The following is a 16,953-nucleotide window of genomic DNA, read 5'->3' as shown; positions in this document are numbered from 1 at the left end:
AGCGCGGGCTCGGCACCGGGACGCCGGGCCGCTGACCCGTCACGTGACCTGCACAGCACCCGCACAGGGCCGCGCCCTACACCCGCACAGGGCCGCGCCCTACTCTCGTCGCGTGGCCCGCGCAGACCTCGACAAGCAACCCGGCGACGTTCGCCGGATGTTCGACGCCGTGGCCGAGCGCTACGACGTCACCAACGACGTCCTGTCGCTGGGCCAGGACCGCCGCTGGCGCAAGGAGGTCATCGCGGCGGTCGCGCCCCGGCCGGGCGAGCTGGTGCTGGACCTCGCGGCCGGCACGGGTACGTCGAGCCGGCCGTTCGCCGACGCCGGCGCGACCGTCGTGCCCTGCGACTTCTCCCTGGGCATGCTGCGGGTCGGCAAGGAGCACGAGCCCGAGCTGCCCTTCACCGCGGGCGACGGCACGCGGCTGCCCTTCGCCGACGACGTGTTCGACGCGGTCACGATCTCCTTCGGCCTCCGCAACATCGTCGACCCGGGGGCCGGGCTGCGCGAGATGCGCCGGGTGACCAGACCCGGCGGGCGGCTGGTGGTCTGCGAGTTCAGCCACCCGACGTGGGCGCCGTTCCGCACGGCGTACGTCGAGTACCTCATGCGGGCGCTGCCCCCGATCGCCCGCGCCGTCTCCTCCAGCCCCGATGCCTATGTCTATCTCGCGGAGTCGATCCGGTCCTGGCCCGGCCAGGCCGCCCTCGCCGACCTCGTCGCGGATGCCGGCTGGCAGGACCCGCAGTGGCGCAACCTGAGCGCGGGCATCGTCGCCCTGCATCGCGCGACGGCCTGACCAGCCGGGAGAGATGGTCGGGATTTACGGCACGGTCGGGTTGGCTAAATGCCCAGGTGAGAGGGTGTCTGCTGGCCACCGGACCCGAAGGTGCAGCAGCGTTGACGGAGTCCTAGACTGACCCGCGGCCGGTTCGTGAAGGCGTTCACAAAGCCACAATCTCGTCGCGCAGGTCACCGCCGGACACCGCAGCAGGGAAGGAAGTCTCCGATGGAGCTCTACGTGCCCGTCCTGGTGTTGGCGGGGATCGCGACGCTCTTCGCCGTCGGCTCGGTGATCATGTCGTCGCAGGTGGGCCCCCAGCGCTACAACCGGGCGAAGCTCGACTCCTACGAGTGCGGCATCGAGCCGACACCACAGCCGCTCGGCGGCGGCCGCTTCCCGATCAAGTACTTCATCATCGCGATGATGTTCATCGTCTTCGACATCGAGATCGTCTTCCTCATCCCGTGGGCGGTGCAGTTCGACGCCCTCAAGGCCTTCGGTCTGGTCGAGATGGTGCTGTTCATCGTCACCGTGTTCGTCGCCTACGCCTATGTATGGCGCCGCGGCGGCCTCGACTGGGATTGAGCGCCGTGATGCACACATGGCACGCGCCGCAGGGCGCTCGACTCTCGTGGATGGGAGATCACTGAATGGGTCTCGAGGAGAAGCTCCCCACCGGCGTCCTGCTGACCACGGTCGAGGGCGTCGCCGGCTACATGCGCAAGGCCAGCTTCTGGCCGGCCACGTTCGGCCTGGCCTGCTGCGCGATCGAGATGATGACCACCGGCGGGCCGAAGTACGACCTGGGCCGCTTCGGCATGGAGGTCTTCCGGGCCAGTCCCCGCCAGGCCGACCTGATGATCGTCGCCGGCCGGGTGAGCCAGAAGATGGCTCCGGTCCTGCGCCAGATCTACGACCAGATGCCCAACCCGAAGTGGGTCCTCGCGATGGGGGTGTGCGCCAGCAGCGGCGGGATGTTCAACAACTACGCCGTCGTCCAGGGCGTCGACCACGTCGTCCCGGTCGACATGTACCTCCCCGGCTGCCCGCCCCGCCCCGAGATGCTCATCGACGCCATCCTCAAGCTGCACGACCAGGTGCAGCACAAGCCCCTCGGCGCCAACGCCCGCGCCGCGGTCGAGCAGCGTGAGACGGCCGCCCTGGCGGCCTCGCCGACCTCGGAGCTGAAGGGCCTCATGCGGTGAGCACCCAGGACCCCTCCCAGGACGCCCGAGTCCCGGCCGAGACCGGCTCGGTCGAGAGCATGGGCACGCGGCACGGCATGTTCGGCGTGTCCGGCTCCGGCGACACCAGCGGCTACGGCGGGCTGGTCCGGCAGACGATCTTCCCCGGCGCCACCCAGCGCCCGTTCGGCGGCTGGTACGACGAGGTCGCCGACGCGCTGGAGGCCGGCCTGGCCGCCCAGGGCCTCACCGCCGCGGTGGAGAGGGTCGTGGTCGACCGTGGCGAGATCACCTTCCACGTCCGCCGCGAGGACCTCCCGTCGGTGGCCCTGATGTTCCGCGACGACGCGGGCCTTCGCTTCGAGCTGTGCTCCGGTGTCAGCGGCGTCCACTACCCCCAGGACGCCGGCCGAGAGCTGCACGCGGTCTACCACCTGCTCTCGATGACGTACAACCGCCGCGTGCGGCTCGAGGTCAGCGCGCCCGACGCCGACCCGCACATCCCCAGCATCGTCGCGACGTACCCCACCAACGACTGGCACGAGCGCGAGACCTACGACATGTTCGGGATCGTCTTCGACGGTCACCCCGCGCTGACTCGGATCCTGATGCCCGACGACTGGCCCGGCCACCCCCAGCGCAAGGACTACCCGCTGGGAGGCATCCCGGTCGAGTACAAGGGCGGCACGATCCCGCCGCCCGACCAGCGAAGGAGCTACTCGTGAAGTCTGCGTGGCACCTGCGTGTGCTCGCTCCGCTCGCAGTCCTTGCGCGGCGCAAGGACGCTCTGCCGCTGGGGGGCATCCCGGTCGAGTACCAGGGCGGCACGATCCCGCCGCCCGACCAGCGCAGGAGCGACAGCTGATGACCACCGAGCACGACATCTACGCCGGGACGGCGGACACCGCCGAGGGCAAGGTCTTCACCGTCACCGGCCAGGACTGGGACTCCATCACCGAGGGTCTGGGCGACTACGACGACGTCACCGGCGAGCGGGTCGTGGTCAACATGGGCCCCCAGCACCCCTCGACCCACGGCGTGCTCCGGCTGATCCTCGAGCTCGAGGGCGAGACCGTGACCGAGGCCCGGTGCGGGATCGGCTACCTCCACACCGGCATCGAGAAGAACATGGAGTACCGCTCCTGGGTCCAGGGCGTCACGTTCTGCACCCGGATGGACTACCTCGCGCCGTTCTACAACGAGATGACCTACGTCCTGGGCGTCGAGCGGCTGCTGGGCATCGACGACGACGTGCCGGAGAAGGCGCAGGTGATGCGGGTCCTGCTGATGGAGCTCAACCGGATCTCCTCCCACCTGGTCTGCATCGCCACCGGCGGCATGGAGATCGGCGCACTGACGGTGATGACGATCGGCTTCCGCGAGCGCGAGCTCGTGCTCGACCTGTTCGAGCTGATCACCGGCCTGCGGATGAACCACGCCTTCATCCGACCCGGCGGTGTCGCCCAGGACCTCCCGCCCGGCGCCCTCGACGAGATCCGCAGCTTCGTCGCCCTGATGAAGAAGCGGCTGCCCGAGTACGCCGACCTGTGCAACGCCAACCCGATCTTCAAGGGCCGCCTGGAGGGCGTCGGCCATCTCGACCTCGCCGGGTGCCTCGCGCTGGGCCTGACCGGCCCCGTCCTGCGTTCGACCGGCTACCCCTGGGACCTCCGCAAGACCCAGCCCTACTGCGGCTACGAGACCTACGACTTCGACGTCCAGACCTGGGACACCGCCGACTCCTACGGCCGCTTCCGGGTCCGCCTGGCCGAGATGTGGGAGTCGCTGCGGATCGTCGAGCAGGCCGCCGACCGGCTCGCCAACCTCGAGGGCGCCCCGGTGATGGTGGCCGACAAGAAGATCGCCTGGCCCAGCCAGCTCGCCGTCGGCAGCGACGGCTTGGGCAACAGCCTGGACCACATCCGGCACATCATGGGCGAGTCGATGGAGGCGCTGATCCACCACTTCAAGCTCGTCACCGAGGGCTTCCGGGTCCCGCCGGGCCAGGCCTACGTGCCGATCGAGTCGCCGCGCGGCGAGCTCGGAGCCCACGTCGTCTCCGACGGCGGCACCCGGCCGTTCCGTGCCCACTTCCGCGACCCGTCGTTCACCAACCTCCAGGCGACCAGCGTGATGTCGGAGGGTGGCATGGTCGCCGACGTGATCGTGGCGATCGCCAGCATCGACCCGGTGATGGGAGGGGTCGACCGATGAGCGAGACGGTCCCGACGAGCTCGGCCGACGACACCACCGGCCTGAGCGAGACGACCTTGGGGGAGCTGCGCGATATCGCCGCGCGCTACCCCGAGGCGCGGTCCGGGCTGCTGCCGATGCTCCACCTCGTGCAGTCGACGCAGGGTCGGGTCACGCCCGAGGGGATCGAGGCGTGCGCCGGCATCCTCGACATCAGCGCCGCGGACGTCAGCGGCGTCGCGACGTTCTACACGATGTACAAGCGCCGCCCGGTCGGCGACTACCACGTCGGCGTCTGCACCAACACGCTGTGCGCCGTGCTGGGTGGCGACGCGATCTTCGAGCGGCTCAAGGACCACCTCGGCGTCGGCAACGACGAGACGACAGACGACGTCGACGGCCAGCGCAGCATCACCCTCGAGCACGTCGAGTGCAACGCCGCCTGCGACTACGCCCCGGTGATGATGGTCAACTGGGAGTTCATGGACAACATGACCCCCCAGTCGGCGACCCAGCTGGTCGACGACCTGCGCGAGGGCAAGGAGGTGCGCTCGACGCGCGGGCCGCGGATCGCGACCTGGCGCGAGGTCGAGCGCGTGCTCGCCGGCTTCCCCGACGACCGGGTCGACGAGGGCCCCGGGGCCGGACCGGCATCGCTGGTGGGGCTCACCATCGCGCGGCAGCGTGGCTGGTCGGCCCCGTCGGACGCCGACCGGCGCGCACTCGGCGGCTCGCCCGAGTCTGCGACCGAGGCGGTCGAGCAGGCCGACACCTCGCGGGCCGAGTCGGAGACCAAGCAGGAGGAGGGCCACGCGGATGGCTGACACCTTGACCCCCGTCCTGACCGCGGACTGGGCCGACGAGCAGAGCTGGAAGCTCGCGACCTACGAGCGCAACGGCGGCTACCGGCCGCTGCGCCGGGCGCTGACGATGGCTCCCGACGACCTGATCACCGAGGTGAAGGACTCCGGCCTGCGCGGCCGCGGCGGCGCGGGCTTCCCGACCGGCATGAAGTGGGGGTTCATCCCCCAGGACAACCCCAACCCGAAGTACCTCGTGGTCAACGCCGACGAGTCCGAGCCCGGCACGTGCAAGGACATCCCGCTGATGATGGCCACGCCGCACACCCTGGTCGAGGGCGTGATCATCAGCAGCTTCGCGATCCGCGCCAACAAGGCCTTCATCTACATCCGGGGCGAGGTCGTCCACGTCGTCCGGCGGGTGCAGGCCGCCGTCGCCGAGGCGTACGCCGCGGGTCACCTCGGCGCCGACATCCACGGCTCCGGCTACGACCTCGACGTCGTCGTGCACGCCGGCGCGGGCGCCTACATCTGCGGCGAGGAGACGGCGCTGCTCGAAGGACTCGAGGGTCGGCGCGGTCAGCCACGTCTGCGCCCGCCGTTCCCCGCCGTCGCCGGGCTGTACGCGAGCCCGACGGTGATCAACAACGTCGAGTCGATCGCCTCGGTGCCCAGCATCGTCGGCAACGGCGCGCAGTGGTTCGCCTCGATGGGCACCGAGAAGTCCAAGGGCTTCGGCATCTTCAGCCTGTCGGGTCACGTCGCCCGCCCCGGCCAGTACGAAGCCCCGCTGGGCATCACCCTCCGCACACTGGTCGACCTCGCGGGCGGCGTGCGCAAGGGCCACGAGCTGAAGTTCTGGACGCCGGGCGGCTCCTCGACGCCGATCCTGACCGCCGAGCACCTCGACGTCCCGCTCGACTTCGAGGCGGTCGGTGCGGCCGGGTCCATGCTCGGCACCCGCGCGTTGCAGATCTTCGACGAGACCACCTGCGTCGTGCGCGCCGTGCTGCGCTGGACGGAGTTCTACAAGCACGAGTCGTGCGGCAAGTGCACGCCGTGCCGCGAGGGCACGTGGTGGCTGGTGCAGACGCTGACCGACCTGGAGAACGGCGTGGGTCGCCCCGAGGACCTCGACCTGCTGCTCGACCAGTGCGACAACATCCTCGGCCGGTCGTTCTGCGCGCTGGGCGACGGCGCGACGAGCCCGATCTCCAGCTCGATCCAGTACTTCCGCGACGAGTACCTCCGCCACCTCACCGAGGGTGGCTGCCCGTTCGACCCCGTCGCCGCCACCGTCTTCGCCGCCGAGGGAGCCTCCCGATGACCACCTCCGAGGTCCAGAAGACGGACCTGGTGACGCTGACGATCGACGGCGTCCAGGTCAGCGTGCCCGCGGGCACGCTGGTGATCCGGGCGGCCGAGCAGGTCGGCGTCCAGATCCCGCGGTTCTGCGACCACCCGCTCCTCGACCCGGTCGGCGCCTGCCGGCAGTGCCTGGTCGACGTCCCCGACGCCGGGAACGGCCGCCCGATGCCCAAGCCGCAGGCCTCCTGCACCATCCCGGTCGCCGAGGGCATGGTCGTCAGCACCCAGGCCACCAGCGAGGTCGCCGACAAGGCCCAGCAGGGGATCATGGAGTTCCTGCTGGTCAACCACCCGCTCGACTGCCCCGTCTGCGACAAGGGCGGCGAGTGCCCCCTTCAGAACCAGGCGATGTCCAACGGCCGCGGCGAGTCGCGCTTCGCGGCCTCCGGCGGCGTCAAGCGCACCTTCCCCAAGCCGATCAACATCTCCGCCCAGGTGCTGCTGGACCGTGAGCGCTGCGTCCTGTGCGCCCGTTGCACGCGCTTCTCCGAGCAGATCGCCGGTGACCCGTTCATCGCGATGGTCGAGCGCGGTGCCCTCCAGCAGGTCGGCATCTACGAGAAGGAGCCCTTCGAGTCCTACTTCTCGGGCAACACCATCCAGATCTGCCCGGTGGGCGCGCTGACCAGCGCCGACTACCGCTTCCGGTCGCGCCCCTTCGACCTCGTCTCCACGCCGTCGGTCGCCGAGCACGACGCCTGTGGCGCCGCCATCCGCGTCGACCACCGCCGCGGCCAGGTCGTGCGCCGGCTGTCCGGCAGCGACCCCGAGGTCAACGAGGAGTGGATCACCGACAAGGACCGCTTCGCCTTCGGCTACCTCCGCACCGACGACCGCTTGTCCTATCCCCAGGTCCGTGAGGACGGCGAGCTGCGGCCGGCGTCCTGGCCCGAGGCGCTCGCCGTGGCCGCGCGCGGCCTGGCCGCCGCCGGCGGGTCGGGCGTCCTGCCCGGTGGCCGGGTGACCGCCGAGGACGCCTACGCCTACAGCACCTTCGCGCGCGTCGCCCTCGGGACCAACGACGTCGACTTCCGCGCCCGGCCGCTGTCCGCCGAGGAGGCCGACTTCCTCGCCGCCGAGGTCGTGCTCCGCCAGGGTGCGACGTACGCCGACCTGGAGGCGGCGAACTCCGTGCTGCTGGTGGGCCTGGAGCCCGAGGACGAGGCCGGCACGATCTTCCTGCGGCTCCGCAAGGCCCACCGCGAACGGCGTACCCGCGTGTGGTCGGTCGCACCCTTCGCCACCAACGGCCTGCACAAGATGGGCGGCACCCTGATCGGGGCCGCGCCCGGCACCGAGGCCGAGGTGGTCTCGGGTCTGGCCCACGACCAGGACGTCGAGCTCGACAGCGCCGGCGTGATCCTGGTCGGCGAGCGGATGGCGACCGTGCCCGGTGCGCTGACCGCGGTCGCGCGCCTCGCCCGCACGACCGGCGCCAGGCTCGCCTGGGTGCCCCGCCGAGCCGGCGACCGTGGAGCGGTCGAGACCGGCTGCCTGCCCAACCTCCTGCCGGGCGGACGTCCGGTCGCCGACGCGCCGGCCCGGGTGGACGCCGCTGCGGCCTGGGGCGTGGACAGCCTGCCCGACCGGCCCGGGCGCGACGCCGACGCGATCGTCGCGGCGGTCCTCGCGGGCGAGCTGGGCGGACTCGTCGTCGGCGGCGTCGACCCCGACGACACGGCCGACCCGGCGGCGTTCCGCGCCGCCCTCGACGCCGCGTCGTTCGTCGTCGCGCTGGAGCAGCGGGAGACCGACGTGACCCGGCGCGCGGACGTCGTCCTCCCGGTCGCGCCGGTGACCGACAAGCCCGGCACGTTCGTGACCTGGGAGGGGCGCCCGCGCGAGTTCGAGGCCGTCTTCGTCAGCCCCGCCCTGTCCGACGCCCGGATCCTGGCCGGCATCGCCGAGGAGCTGTCCGCGCTCGGAGCCGGCAGCCCGCTGGGCTTCCGCACCTCCGTCGAGGCCCATCAGCGGATGGTCGAGATGGGCCCCTGGGACGGCGAGCGCGCGAGCCTCCCGGAGACCCCGGCCCCCTCGCCGGTCTCGGGCCGCGGCGAGGGAACGGTCGCGCTCGCGACCTGGAAGCTGATGCTCGACAACGGCTCGATGCAGGACGGCGAGAAGCACCTGCACGCCACCGCGCGCACCCCCGTCTGCCGGGTCTCCCCGGCAGCGGCCGCGGCGCTCGGCGCGATGGTCACCCTCGAGGGCGACCGCGGCTCGGTCACGCTGCCCGTCGAGGTCGCCCGCGACCTCCCCGACGACGTGGTCTGGGTGCCCGCCAGGTCGACCGGCAACGGCGTCCTCGCCGACCTCGCCTCGCCCGGATCGGGCGTGCGGATGAAGGGAGCCGACCAGTGACCGCCCTCGCCCTCCCGATGTCGCTGTCCCCGAGTGCGGGGGCCAACGGCCTGGGCGCCTTCGGTCAGGACCCGTGGTGGCTGATCGCGATCAAGGCCGTGCTGATCTTCGTGATCCTGGTCGTGCTGACCCTGTTCAACATCTGGTTCGAGCGCCGGGTGGTGGCGCGGATGCAGCACCGTATCGGCCCCAACGTGCACGGCCCGTTCGGCCTCTTGCAGAGCCTCGCCGACGGCGTGAAGCTGGCGCTGAAGGAGGACATCATCCCGACCGCGGCCGACAAGGTCGTGTTCCTCCTGGCCCCGGTGATCGCGACCGTGCCGGCCTTCGTGGCCTTCTCGGTGATCCCGTTCGGGCCCGAGGTGAAGGTGCCGTGGAGCGACCGGCACACGCCGTTGCAGCTGACCGACATGCCGATGGCCGTGCTGTTCATCCTGGCGATCTCCTCGATCGGCATCTACGGCATCGTTCTGGGCGGCTGGGCCAGCGGCTCGACGTACTCCCTGCTCGGGGCGCTGCGCTCGAGCGCGCAGATGATCTCCTACGAGGTCGCGATGGGGCTCGCCCTGATCGCGGTGTTCCTCTACGCCGGCTCGATGTCGACCAGCCAGATCGTGGCGGCCCAGGACAAGTGGTGGTACGGCCTGATCCTGTTCCCGTCGTTCGTCATCTACATGATCTCGATGGTCGGTGAGACCAACCGTGCGCCGTTCGACCTCGCCGAGGCCGAGGGCGAGCTGGTCGGCGGCTTCCACACCGAGTACTCCAGCCTGAAGTTCGCGCTGTTCTTCCTGGCCGAGTACATCAACATGGCCACCGTCTCGGCGCTGGCCACCACCCTCTTCCTGGGTGGCTGGCGCGTGCCGTTCTGGATCGACCACGTCTGGGCCGGGGCCAACTCCGGCTACTGGCCGTTCCTGTGGTTCATGGGCAAGGTGCTGTTCTTCGTCTTCATCTTCATCTGGCTGCGCGGGACCCTGCCCCGGATGCGCTACGACCAGTTCATGTCGCTGGGGTGGAAGTACCTCATCCCTGGCGCGCTGGTCTGGATCCTGGCGGTGGCCACGATCCGGACGGCGTCCCTGGACGGCGGCGTGGACCGCAAGTACCTCCTGATCGGGCTCGGGGTGCTGGTGGTGCTGTTCCTCGCGGTGTTCTTCTTCGGCGAGCAGCAGGGCGAGCTCGCCGGTGACGACGAGCACGACACCACGCTCGCCACCGCGGGTGGGTTCCCGGTGCCCGCCCTGCCCTCCGGTGGAGCCGTCCGCGGCGCCGCCGCAACGCTGACCTTCGCCACCGGCCGGACCGTCACGGCGACCGCCGAGGCTCCCGACTCGCTGCAGGCAGAGGGCGACACCGACCAGGTCGAGGAGGACCCCGCATGAGCTCCGAGCCGGAGGCCAAGACCCTCAAGGAGCAGCTGTGGGACCCGGTCGCCGGGTTCGGCGTGACCTTCCGGACGATGTTCAAGAAGGTCGTCACCGAGCAGTACCCGTTCGAGAAGCAGCCGACCGCCCCCCGGTTCCACGGCCGTCACCAGCTCAACCGCTGGCCCGACGGACTGGAGAAGTGCATCGGGTGCGAGCTGTGCGCCTGGGCGTGCCCAGCCGACGCGATCTACGTCGAGGGCGCCTCGAACAGCGACGAGCCTGACGGGGAGCGGTTCAGTCCCGGCGAGCGCTACGGCCGCGTCTACCAGATCAACTACCTGCGCTGCATCCTGTGCGGGCTCTGCATCGAGGCCTGCCCGACCCGGGCGCTGACGATGACCAACGAGTACGAGCTCGCCGACGACAACCGCGCCGACCTGATCTACGAGAAGCAGGACCTCCTCGCGCCGCTCCTGCCCGGGATGGAGCAACCTCCGCACCCGATGCTGCTGGGCGAGGACGAGGGCGACTACTACCGCGGCACGTTCAAGGCGCCCGACGGCGCCGCCGCGACGGGCGAGGGGTGACGGCGTGGGTCTCTTCTGGGTGCTCGCTCCGATCATGGTGCTCGCCGCGCTCGGCATCCTGTTCGTGCGCAAGGCGGTGCACGCCGCCCTGCTGCTCGCCGTGGTGATGCTCGGCCTCGGCTGCCTCTACCTCAACCTCAACGCGCCGTTCCTGGCGTTGGTGCAGGTCGCCGTCTACATGGGCGCGATCTTGATGCTGTTCCTGTTCGTGCTGATGCTGGTCGGCGTCGACGCCTCCGACTCCGTCGTCGAGACGATCAAGGGCCAACGCGTGCTCGCCGTCCTCGGCGGCCTGCTGCTCGGCGTCGTCCTCGTCGTCGGTCTCGCCCAGCTCAGCCTGGGCACGGTGACCGGACTCGACGTCGCGAACGCCCCGGGCAACATCCCGGCGCTCGCCAACCTGCTGTTCAGCAGGTACGTCTTCGCGTTCGAGGTCACCAGCGCCCTGCTGATCACCGCCGCGATGGGCGCCATGGTGCTGGCGCACCGTGAGCGGCTCGACCCCAAGCCGACCCAGGCCGACATCGCGGCACGGCGCGTGCACGACTACGCCGTCTCCGGCAAGCATCTCGGGCCGCTGCCCACGCCCGGTGTCTTCGCCCGGCACAACGCCGTCGACACTCCCGCGCTGCTTCCCGACGGAACGGCGTCCGAGGCCTCGGTGTCCCGGGTGCTCGCGGCTCGCGGCACCGTCCGCTCGGCGCCGGCGATGGCCGGGGACGTCGCGAGCATCGAGAGCCAGCTGGACGACGCGCACCACGCCGGCCGCGACCAGTCGGCGCCTGCCAGCACCGAGGAGGAGGCCCCCGCATGACTCCCTACGTCCTCTTGTCGTCGATCCTGTTCACGATCGGCAGCGTCGGCGTGCTCACGCGCCGTAACGCCATCGTGGTCTTCATGTGCGTCGAGCTGATGCTCAACGCCTCCAACCTCGCCCTGGTCGCGTTCGCGAAGCAGCACGGCAACCTCGACGGCCAGGTCACCGCGTTCTTCGTGATGGTCGTCGCCGCCGCCGAGGTCGTGGTCGGGCTGGCGATCATCATGACCATCTTCCGCACCCGCCGCTCGGCCTCGGTCGACGACGCCAGCCTGCTGAAGTACTGAGGAGACGCTGTCGATGATCGTTCTCGCCGAGGGTGCCGCCCCGCTCGTGCACCCGTCGTCGGCCGACGGGGTCTTCTCCCTGCTCTGGCTGGTGATCGCGCTGCCCCTGCTGGGCGCGGTGGTCCTGCTCGTGGGCGGCCCGCTGGCCCGGGGCCGGCTGGACAAGAGCGGCCACCTGATCGGGGCCGTCCTGCCCGTGCTGTCGTTCGTGCTCAGCCTGGTGCTGTTCTTCCAGCTGCTGGGTCGCGCGAGCGACAACCGCCAGGTCGGCCAGCACCTCTACACGTGGTTCCAGGCCGGCGGTCTGAAGGTCGGGGCCGACCTGCTCTACGACCCGCTCTCGGCGTTGTTCCTGCTGCTGATCACCGGTGTCGGCTCGCTGATCCACATCTACTCCGTCGGCTACATGGAGCACGACCCCCGGCGCCGCCGGTTCTTCGGCTACCTCAACCTCTTCGTGGCGGCCATGCTCACGCTGGTGCTCGCCGGCAACTACCTCGGCGTGTTCCTCGGCTGGGAGGGCGTCGGCCTCGCGTCGTACCTCCTGATCGGCTTCTGGCAGTACAAGCACTCCGCGGCCGCCGCGGCGAAGAAGGCCTTCATCGTCAACCGCGTCGGCGACATCGGACTCTCGCTGGGCGTCGGGCTGTTCTTCACGACCTTCGGCACGACCGACTTCAGCACGATCTCGGCAGACGCCAGCCACGCGTCCGAGGGCACGATGACCGCCCTCGGCCTGCTGCTGCTGCTCGCCGCCTGCGGCAAGTCGGCCCAGGTCCCGCTCCAGTCCTGGCTGCTGGACGCGATGGAGGGCCCGACGCCCGTCTCGGCCCTGATCCATGCCGCGACGATGGTGACGGCCGGCGTCTACCTCGTCGTCCGGTCGAACTTCGTCTTCGACTATGCGCCGCACGCGCGGACCGTCGTGATGATCGTGGCGACGGTGACCCTGCTGTACGGCGCGGTCATCGGGTGCGCCAAGGACGACATCAAGAAGGTCCTCGCCGGGTCCACCATGAGCCAGATCGGCTACATGATGCTGGGCGCCGGCCTGGGTCCGGCCGGCTACCCCTTTGCGATCTTCCATCTGCTCAACCACGGGTTCTTCAAGGCCAACATGTTCCTCGGGGCCGGCTCCGTGATGCACGGCATGGACGACGACGTCGACATGCGTCACTACGGCGCGCTGAGCAAGGCCATGCCGGTGACCTTCCTGACCTTCGCGATGGGCTACCTCGCGATCATCGGGTTCCCGGGCTTCTCCGGCTTCTGGTCCAAGGACAAGATCATCGAGGTCGCCCTCACCCAGAACTGGTTCGTCGGCGTGCTCGCGATCATCGGCGCCGGCGTCACCGGCTTCTACATGACCCGGCTGATGTTCATGACCTTCTTCACCAAGCAGCGGTGGTCGGACGGCGTCCACCCGCACGAGTCGCCATCGGTGATGACGGTCCCGTTGGTCGTGCTGGCCGCGCTGTCGGTGCTCGGCGGCGTGCTCCTGCTCGGGAACTGGATCGTGGACTTCCTCGAGCCCGTGACGGGCCATGCCCTCGAGGCCAATCCGGCACTGCCCGCCCTGGTGAGCTCGGCGATCGTGGTGGTCATCGTCGCAGTCGGCGTGGCAGCGGCGTGGTACTTCGTGGGCCGGACCGAGGTTCCTCGCGAGGCACCGGCCGAGGTCTCGTCGCTCACGCGTGCCGCGCGCAACGAGCTCTACGGCAACGAGGTCAACGACGTCCTGGTCGTCCGGCCCGGCGGACGTCTTGTCACCGGCCTGACCCTCTTCGACGACCATGCCGTGGACGGCGTGGTGGAGGGGACCGCCCTCGGGGTCGGCGGCACCGGCTCGGTCCTGCGTCTGACCCAGACCGGGTTCGTGCGCTCCTACGCCCTGTCCGTGCTCGTCGGTGCCCTGCTGGTCGTCCTGGCCCTCCTGGCGGTGAACCTCGCATGAGCCACCGTCACCACGTGCCCGCATCGCTTCGCCTCGAACGGGGAGACCGACCATGAACAGCTTCCCCTGGCTGACGATCCTGATCGTCGTCCCGCTCCTCGGGGCGGTCGCGACGGCTGCGCTTCCGTCGGGTCACCGCGACGTGCTGCCCAAGCAGGTCGCCCTCGGGACCTCCGTGCTGACCCTCGCCCTCGCCGTGGTGATGTCCTTCGGCTACCACCTCCACGGTGGCTTCCAGTTCACCGAGGACCACACCTGGATCAAGGCGTTCGGTGCCCACTACGCGCTCGGGGTCGACGGCCTCGGCCTGCTCATGGTGCTGCTGACCACCGTCCTGGTCCCGATCGTGATCGGCGCCAGCTGGTACGACGCCGACCAGGGCGCGACCCTGCGAGCCGACGACGACGCCTCGGCGCACCGGCACACCAAGGCGTTCTTCGCCTGGGCGCTGGCGCTGGAGGCGCTCTCGGTGGCGGTCTTCGCCGCGACCGACGTGTTCTTGTTCTACGTCGTGTTCGAGGCGACGCTGATCCCGGCGTACTTCCTGATCGGCGGGTTCGGCGGCAACCAGCGGCGCAAGGCCGCGGTGAAGTTCTTGGTCTTCCAGCTCGCCGGCGGTCTGGTCATGCTGGCCTCGGTGCTCGGGCTCTACGTCGTGTCCGCGAGCCGCGGCACGCCGTCGTACCTCTTCGGCGACCTCCAGGGCATCACGATCGACCCGGGTACCCAGAAGTGGCTGTTCGTCGGGTTCTTCATCGCCTTCGCGGTCAAGGCCCCGCTGTTCCCCGTGCACACCTGGCTCCCCGACACCACCGAGCAGGCGACCACCGGCACGAGCGTGCTGCTGGTGTGCATCCTGGACAAGATCGGCGCCTACGGGATGCTGCGCTTCTGCCTGGGCCTGCTGCCCGACGCCTCGCGGTGGGCGACGCCGGTGGTGATCACGTTCGCCCTGATCTCGATCGTGTACGGCGCGCTGGTGGCGATCGGCCAGGACGACATGCTCCGGCTGTTCGGCTACATGTCGGTCAGCCACTTCGGCTTCATCGTCCTGGGCATCTTCCTGCTCACCAGCCAGGGCGGGTCCGGCGCGGTGCTCTACATGGTCAACCACGGCCTGGCGACCGCCGCGCTGTTCCTCGTCGCCGGCTATCTGATCAAGCGTCGCGGCACGGCGTCGATCCGCGCCATGGGCGGGGTGGAACAGGTGGCGCCGGTGCTGGCCGGGCTCTTCCTGGTCTTCGGCCTCGCCGCCCTCAGCCTGCCCGGCCTGTCGCCGTTCGTCTCGGAGATCATGGTGATCATCGCGGCGTTCCAGCACCATTGGTGGACCGGCGCCATCGCGGTCACGGCGATCGTGCTCACCGCCTTCTACATCCTGTGGATGTACCAGCGCACCATGACCGGGCCCAAGCTGGTCGGCGGGCGCGAGGCGGAGACGCCCGACCTCGACCGGCGTGAGATCGGCACCCTCGCTCCGCTGTTCGTGGCGCTGATCGCCTTCGGGTTCTTCCCGATGCTGCTGCTGAGGGTGATCAACCCCTACGTCGACGACACGCTGCACCACGTCGGGGTGCACGACCCGGGCCCGACCGTCGCGAGCAGAGTCGTCTCCGTGCACGCTCAGGGAGGACATCAGTGATCGCGCTCGCCGCGGACGGCACGTTCGTCAAGCCGCACATCGCGTACGGCTCCCTGTGGCCACTGCTGGTCATCTTCGGCGCCGCCTGCCTCGGCGTGCTGATCGAGGCCTTCTGCCCGCGGCCCTGGCGCTACGCCGCCCAGTTCGGCACCGCCCTGGTCGCCCTGCTCGTCGCGCTGGTCGGCGTCGGCTTCGTGGCCAACGGGCTGCCGAGGCTGGGTGGCGGCTCCGCGCGCGGCCTGTTCGGCTCCGACGGCACCATCGCGCTCGACGGGCCCACGATGTTCTTGTGGGGCCTGGTCCTGGTCCTCGGGCTCGGCGGCGTCCTGCTGTTCGCCGAGCGCCGCGTGGAGGCCGGGGTGTCGGCGTTCTCCGGTCAGGCCTCGGCACTGCCCGGCACCGAGTCGGAGCGTCGTTCGGCCGGCCTGGACCACACCGAGGTCTACCCGCTGCTGCTGTTCGCGATCGGCGGGATGATGCTGTTCCCTGCCTCGGGCGACCTGCTGACGATGTTCGTGGCCCTGGAGGTCCTCTCGCTCCCGCTCTACCTGCTGTGCGGCCTCGCCCGCCGGCGGCGGCTGCTGAGCCAGGAAGCCGCCATGAAGTACTTCCTGCTCGGCGCCTTCTCGTCCGGGTTCTTCCTGTACGGCGTCGCGCTGATCTACGGCTACGCCGGGTCGATGGACTTCGGGGCGATCAACGAGGCGGTCACCAACGACGCGGGCAACCAGACGCTGCTGGTGATCGGGATGGGCATGCTCACGGTGGGGCTGCTCTTCAAGGTCGGCGCCGCGCCGTTCCACGCGTGGGTGCCGGACGTCTACCAGGGCGCTCCGACCGCCGTCACGGCGTTCATGGCGGCGGCGACCAAGGCCGCGGCGTTCGGCGCGATCCTGCGACTGTTCTACGTCGCCTTCGGGCAGGCCCGCTGGACCTGGCAGCCGATGCTGTGGGTGATCGCGATCCTCACCATGCTGCTCGGCACCGTGCTGGCGCTGGTGCAGACAGACATGAAGCGCATGCTGGCCTACTCCTCGGTCGCCCACACCGGCTTCCTGCTGACCGGGGTGCTGGGCCTTCAGGGCGTCGACGACATCCACCCCGGCCAGATCACCTCACTCCAGGCCGTGATGTTCTACCTCGTCACCTACGGCCTGACCACCCTGGGAGCCTTCGCGCTGGTGGGGCTCGTGCGTGACTCCGCGGGGGAGCAGTCGACGATCTCCCGCTGGGCCGGGCTGGGCAAGCACTCACCGGTCGTGGCGGGAGTGTTCTCGCTGTTCCTCCTGGGGATGGCAGGGATCCCGCTGACCTCCGGCTTCACCGGCAAGTGGGCGGTCTTCGAGGTGGCCCTGGCCGCCGGCGCCTGGCCGGTGGTGCTGGTGGCGGTGCTGGCGAGCGCGGCCGCGGCGTTCTTCTACGTCCGGGTGATCGTGGTCATGTACTTCCACGAGCCCGACTCCGACAGCGCCTACGTCGTCCACCCGTCGATGCTGACCTCCACCGCCATCGGGGTGGCGGCCGCCGCGACGATCGCCCTCGGAGTCGTTCCGGGCCCGGTTCTCGATCTGGCCCGGAGTGCGGGAGAGTTCATCAGGTGACC

General features: G+C 70.2%; 16 protein-coding genes. All 16 read left to right on the top strand.

What is annotated here, in order from left to right; all coding sequences use genetic code 11:
- Nucleotides 1-112: 112 nt before the first annotated feature.
- The 16 genes from VHW64_RS20125 (at nt 113) to nuoN (ending at nt 16,951) form a co-directional block, all read left to right on the top strand.
- Nucleotides 113-802, top strand: a complete 690-nt coding sequence (locus VHW64_RS20125; RefSeq protein WP_329652357.1) for a demethylmenaquinone methyltransferase — start codon at nt 113-115, stop codon at nt 800-802.
- Between the two features lie 210 nt (nt 803-1,012).
- A complete protein-coding gene (locus tag VHW64_RS20120) occupies nt 1,013-1,372 on the top strand; it encodes an NADH-quinone oxidoreductase subunit A (protein WP_329652356.1) in 360 nt (119 codons plus the stop codon).
- 65 nt (nt 1,373-1,437) lie between these two features.
- Complete coding sequence (locus tag VHW64_RS20115; RefSeq protein ID WP_329652355.1) at nt 1,438-1,992, top strand: NADH-quinone oxidoreductase subunit B family protein; 555 nt, start codon at nt 1,438-1,440, stop codon at nt 1,990-1,992.
- Nucleotides 1,989-2,696 carry an NADH-quinone oxidoreductase subunit C gene (locus tag VHW64_RS20110; RefSeq protein WP_414690553.1) on the top strand — a complete coding sequence of 236 codons (708 nt, stop codon included), beginning with the start codon at nt 1,989-1,991 and terminating at the stop codon, nt 2,694-2,696. The genes VHW64_RS20115 and VHW64_RS20110 overlap by 4 nt, the downstream gene beginning before the upstream one ends.
- Nucleotides 2,693-2,836 (top strand): hypothetical protein, encoded by a 144-nt coding sequence (locus VHW64_RS20375; RefSeq protein ID WP_414690552.1) that lies wholly within the window; start codon nt 2,693-2,695, stop codon nt 2,834-2,836. The genes VHW64_RS20110 and VHW64_RS20375 overlap by 4 nt, the downstream gene beginning before the upstream one ends.
- Entirely contained in the window at nt 2,836-4,185 is a 1,350-nt protein-coding gene (locus tag VHW64_RS20100) for an NADH-quinone oxidoreductase subunit D (protein ID WP_329652354.1), read from the top strand. The genes VHW64_RS20375 and VHW64_RS20100 overlap by 1 nt, the downstream gene beginning before the upstream one ends.
- Nucleotides 4,182-4,988 (top strand): NADH-quinone oxidoreductase subunit NuoE, encoded by an 807-nt coding sequence (nuoE, locus tag VHW64_RS20095; RefSeq protein WP_329652353.1) that lies wholly within the window; start codon nt 4,182-4,184, stop codon nt 4,986-4,988. Before VHW64_RS20100 ends, nuoE begins: the two co-directional genes overlap by 4 nt.
- Nucleotides 4,981-6,291: an NADH-quinone oxidoreductase subunit NuoF gene (gene nuoF, locus VHW64_RS20090; RefSeq protein WP_329652352.1), complete on the top strand. Its 1,311-nt coding sequence runs from the start codon at nt 4,981-4,983 to the stop codon at nt 6,289-6,291. Before nuoE ends, nuoF begins: the two co-directional genes overlap by 8 nt.
- Nucleotides 6,288-8,693, top strand: a complete 2,406-nt coding sequence (locus VHW64_RS20085) for an NADH-quinone oxidoreductase subunit G (RefSeq protein WP_329652351.1) — start codon at nt 6,288-6,290, stop codon at nt 8,691-8,693. Before nuoF ends, VHW64_RS20085 begins: the two co-directional genes overlap by 4 nt.
- A gap of 17 nt (nt 8,694-8,710) precedes the next feature.
- Nucleotides 8,711-10,078, top strand: coding sequence for an NADH-quinone oxidoreductase subunit NuoH (gene nuoH, locus VHW64_RS20080; protein ID WP_329652375.1), 1,368 nt, complete (start codon nt 8,711-8,713; stop codon nt 10,076-10,078).
- On the top strand, nt 10,075-10,650 hold the full coding sequence (gene nuoI / locus VHW64_RS20075; RefSeq protein WP_329652350.1) for an NADH-quinone oxidoreductase subunit NuoI: 576 nt from the start codon (nt 10,075-10,077) through the stop codon (nt 10,648-10,650). Before nuoH ends, nuoI begins: the two co-directional genes overlap by 4 nt.
- Before the next feature lie 4 nt (nt 10,651-10,654).
- Entirely contained in the window at nt 10,655-11,464 is an 810-nt protein-coding gene (locus VHW64_RS20070; protein WP_329652349.1) for an NADH-quinone oxidoreductase subunit J, read from the top strand.
- Nucleotides 11,461-11,754: an NADH-quinone oxidoreductase subunit NuoK gene (gene nuoK / locus VHW64_RS20065; RefSeq protein ID WP_329652348.1), complete on the top strand. Its 294-nt coding sequence runs from the start codon at nt 11,461-11,463 to the stop codon at nt 11,752-11,754. Before VHW64_RS20070 ends, nuoK begins: the two co-directional genes overlap by 4 nt.
- Nucleotides 11,755-11,767: 13 nt before the next feature.
- Complete coding sequence (gene nuoL, locus VHW64_RS20060; RefSeq protein ID WP_329652347.1) at nt 11,768-13,708, top strand: NADH-quinone oxidoreductase subunit L; 1,941 nt, start codon at nt 11,768-11,770, stop codon at nt 13,706-13,708.
- A 52-nt stretch (nt 13,709-13,760) separates the two neighbouring features.
- The gene (locus VHW64_RS20055) at nt 13,761-15,350 is read left to right on the top strand and encodes an NADH-quinone oxidoreductase subunit M (protein ID WP_329652346.1); all 1,590 of its coding nucleotides are present in this window, start codon (nt 13,761-13,763) and stop codon (nt 15,348-15,350) included.
- Nucleotides 15,347-16,951, top strand: coding sequence for an NADH-quinone oxidoreductase subunit NuoN (gene nuoN, locus VHW64_RS20050; RefSeq protein WP_329652345.1), 1,605 nt, complete (start codon nt 15,347-15,349; stop codon nt 16,949-16,951). Before VHW64_RS20055 ends, nuoN begins: the two co-directional genes overlap by 4 nt.
- The last annotated feature ends 2 nt before the right edge of the window (nt 16,952-16,953 follow it).

It is taken from the genome of Nocardioides sp. (assembly GCF_036267815.1).
Taxonomy (GTDB): domain Bacteria; phylum Actinomycetota; class Actinomycetes; order Propionibacteriales; family Nocardioidaceae; genus Nocardioides.
Note: the sequence above shows the minus strand (reverse complement) of the source record. Positions and strands in the feature narration are given on the sequence as shown.

Bases quoted from the DNA above. Each gene is read 5' to 3' on its own strand.
- VHW64_RS20085 (WP_329652351.1), top strand. From the start codon at position 6,288: ATGACCACCTCCGAGGTCCAGAAGACGGACCTGGTGACGCTGACGATC.
- nuoK (WP_329652348.1), top strand. From the start codon at position 11,461: ATGACTCCCTACGTCCTCTTGTCGTCGATCCTGTTCACGATCGGCAGC.
- nuoH (WP_329652375.1), top strand. From the start codon at position 8,711: ATGTCGCTGTCCCCGAGTGCGGGGGCCAACGGCCTGGGCGCCTTCGGT.
- nuoL (WP_329652347.1), top strand. From the start codon at position 11,768: ATGATCGTTCTCGCCGAGGGTGCCGCCCCGCTCGTGCACCCGTCGTCG.
- nuoI (WP_329652350.1), top strand. From the start codon at position 10,075: ATGAGCTCCGAGCCGGAGGCCAAGACCCTCAAGGAGCAGCTGTGGGAC.
- VHW64_RS20120 (WP_329652356.1), top strand. From the start codon at position 1,013: ATGGAGCTCTACGTGCCCGTCCTGGTGTTGGCGGGGATCGCGACGCTC.
- nuoE (WP_329652353.1), top strand. From the start codon at position 4,182: ATGAGCGAGACGGTCCCGACGAGCTCGGCCGACGACACCACCGGCCTG.
- VHW64_RS20115 (WP_329652355.1), top strand. From the start codon at position 1,438: ATGGGTCTCGAGGAGAAGCTCCCCACCGGCGTCCTGCTGACCACGGTC.
- nuoF (WP_329652352.1), top strand. From the start codon at position 4,981: ATGGCTGACACCTTGACCCCCGTCCTGACCGCGGACTGGGCCGACGAG.
- VHW64_RS20100 (WP_329652354.1), top strand. From the start codon at position 2,836: ATGACCACCGAGCACGACATCTACGCCGGGACGGCGGACACCGCCGAG.
- VHW64_RS20055 (WP_329652346.1), top strand. From the start codon at position 13,761: ATGAACAGCTTCCCCTGGCTGACGATCCTGATCGTCGTCCCGCTCCTC.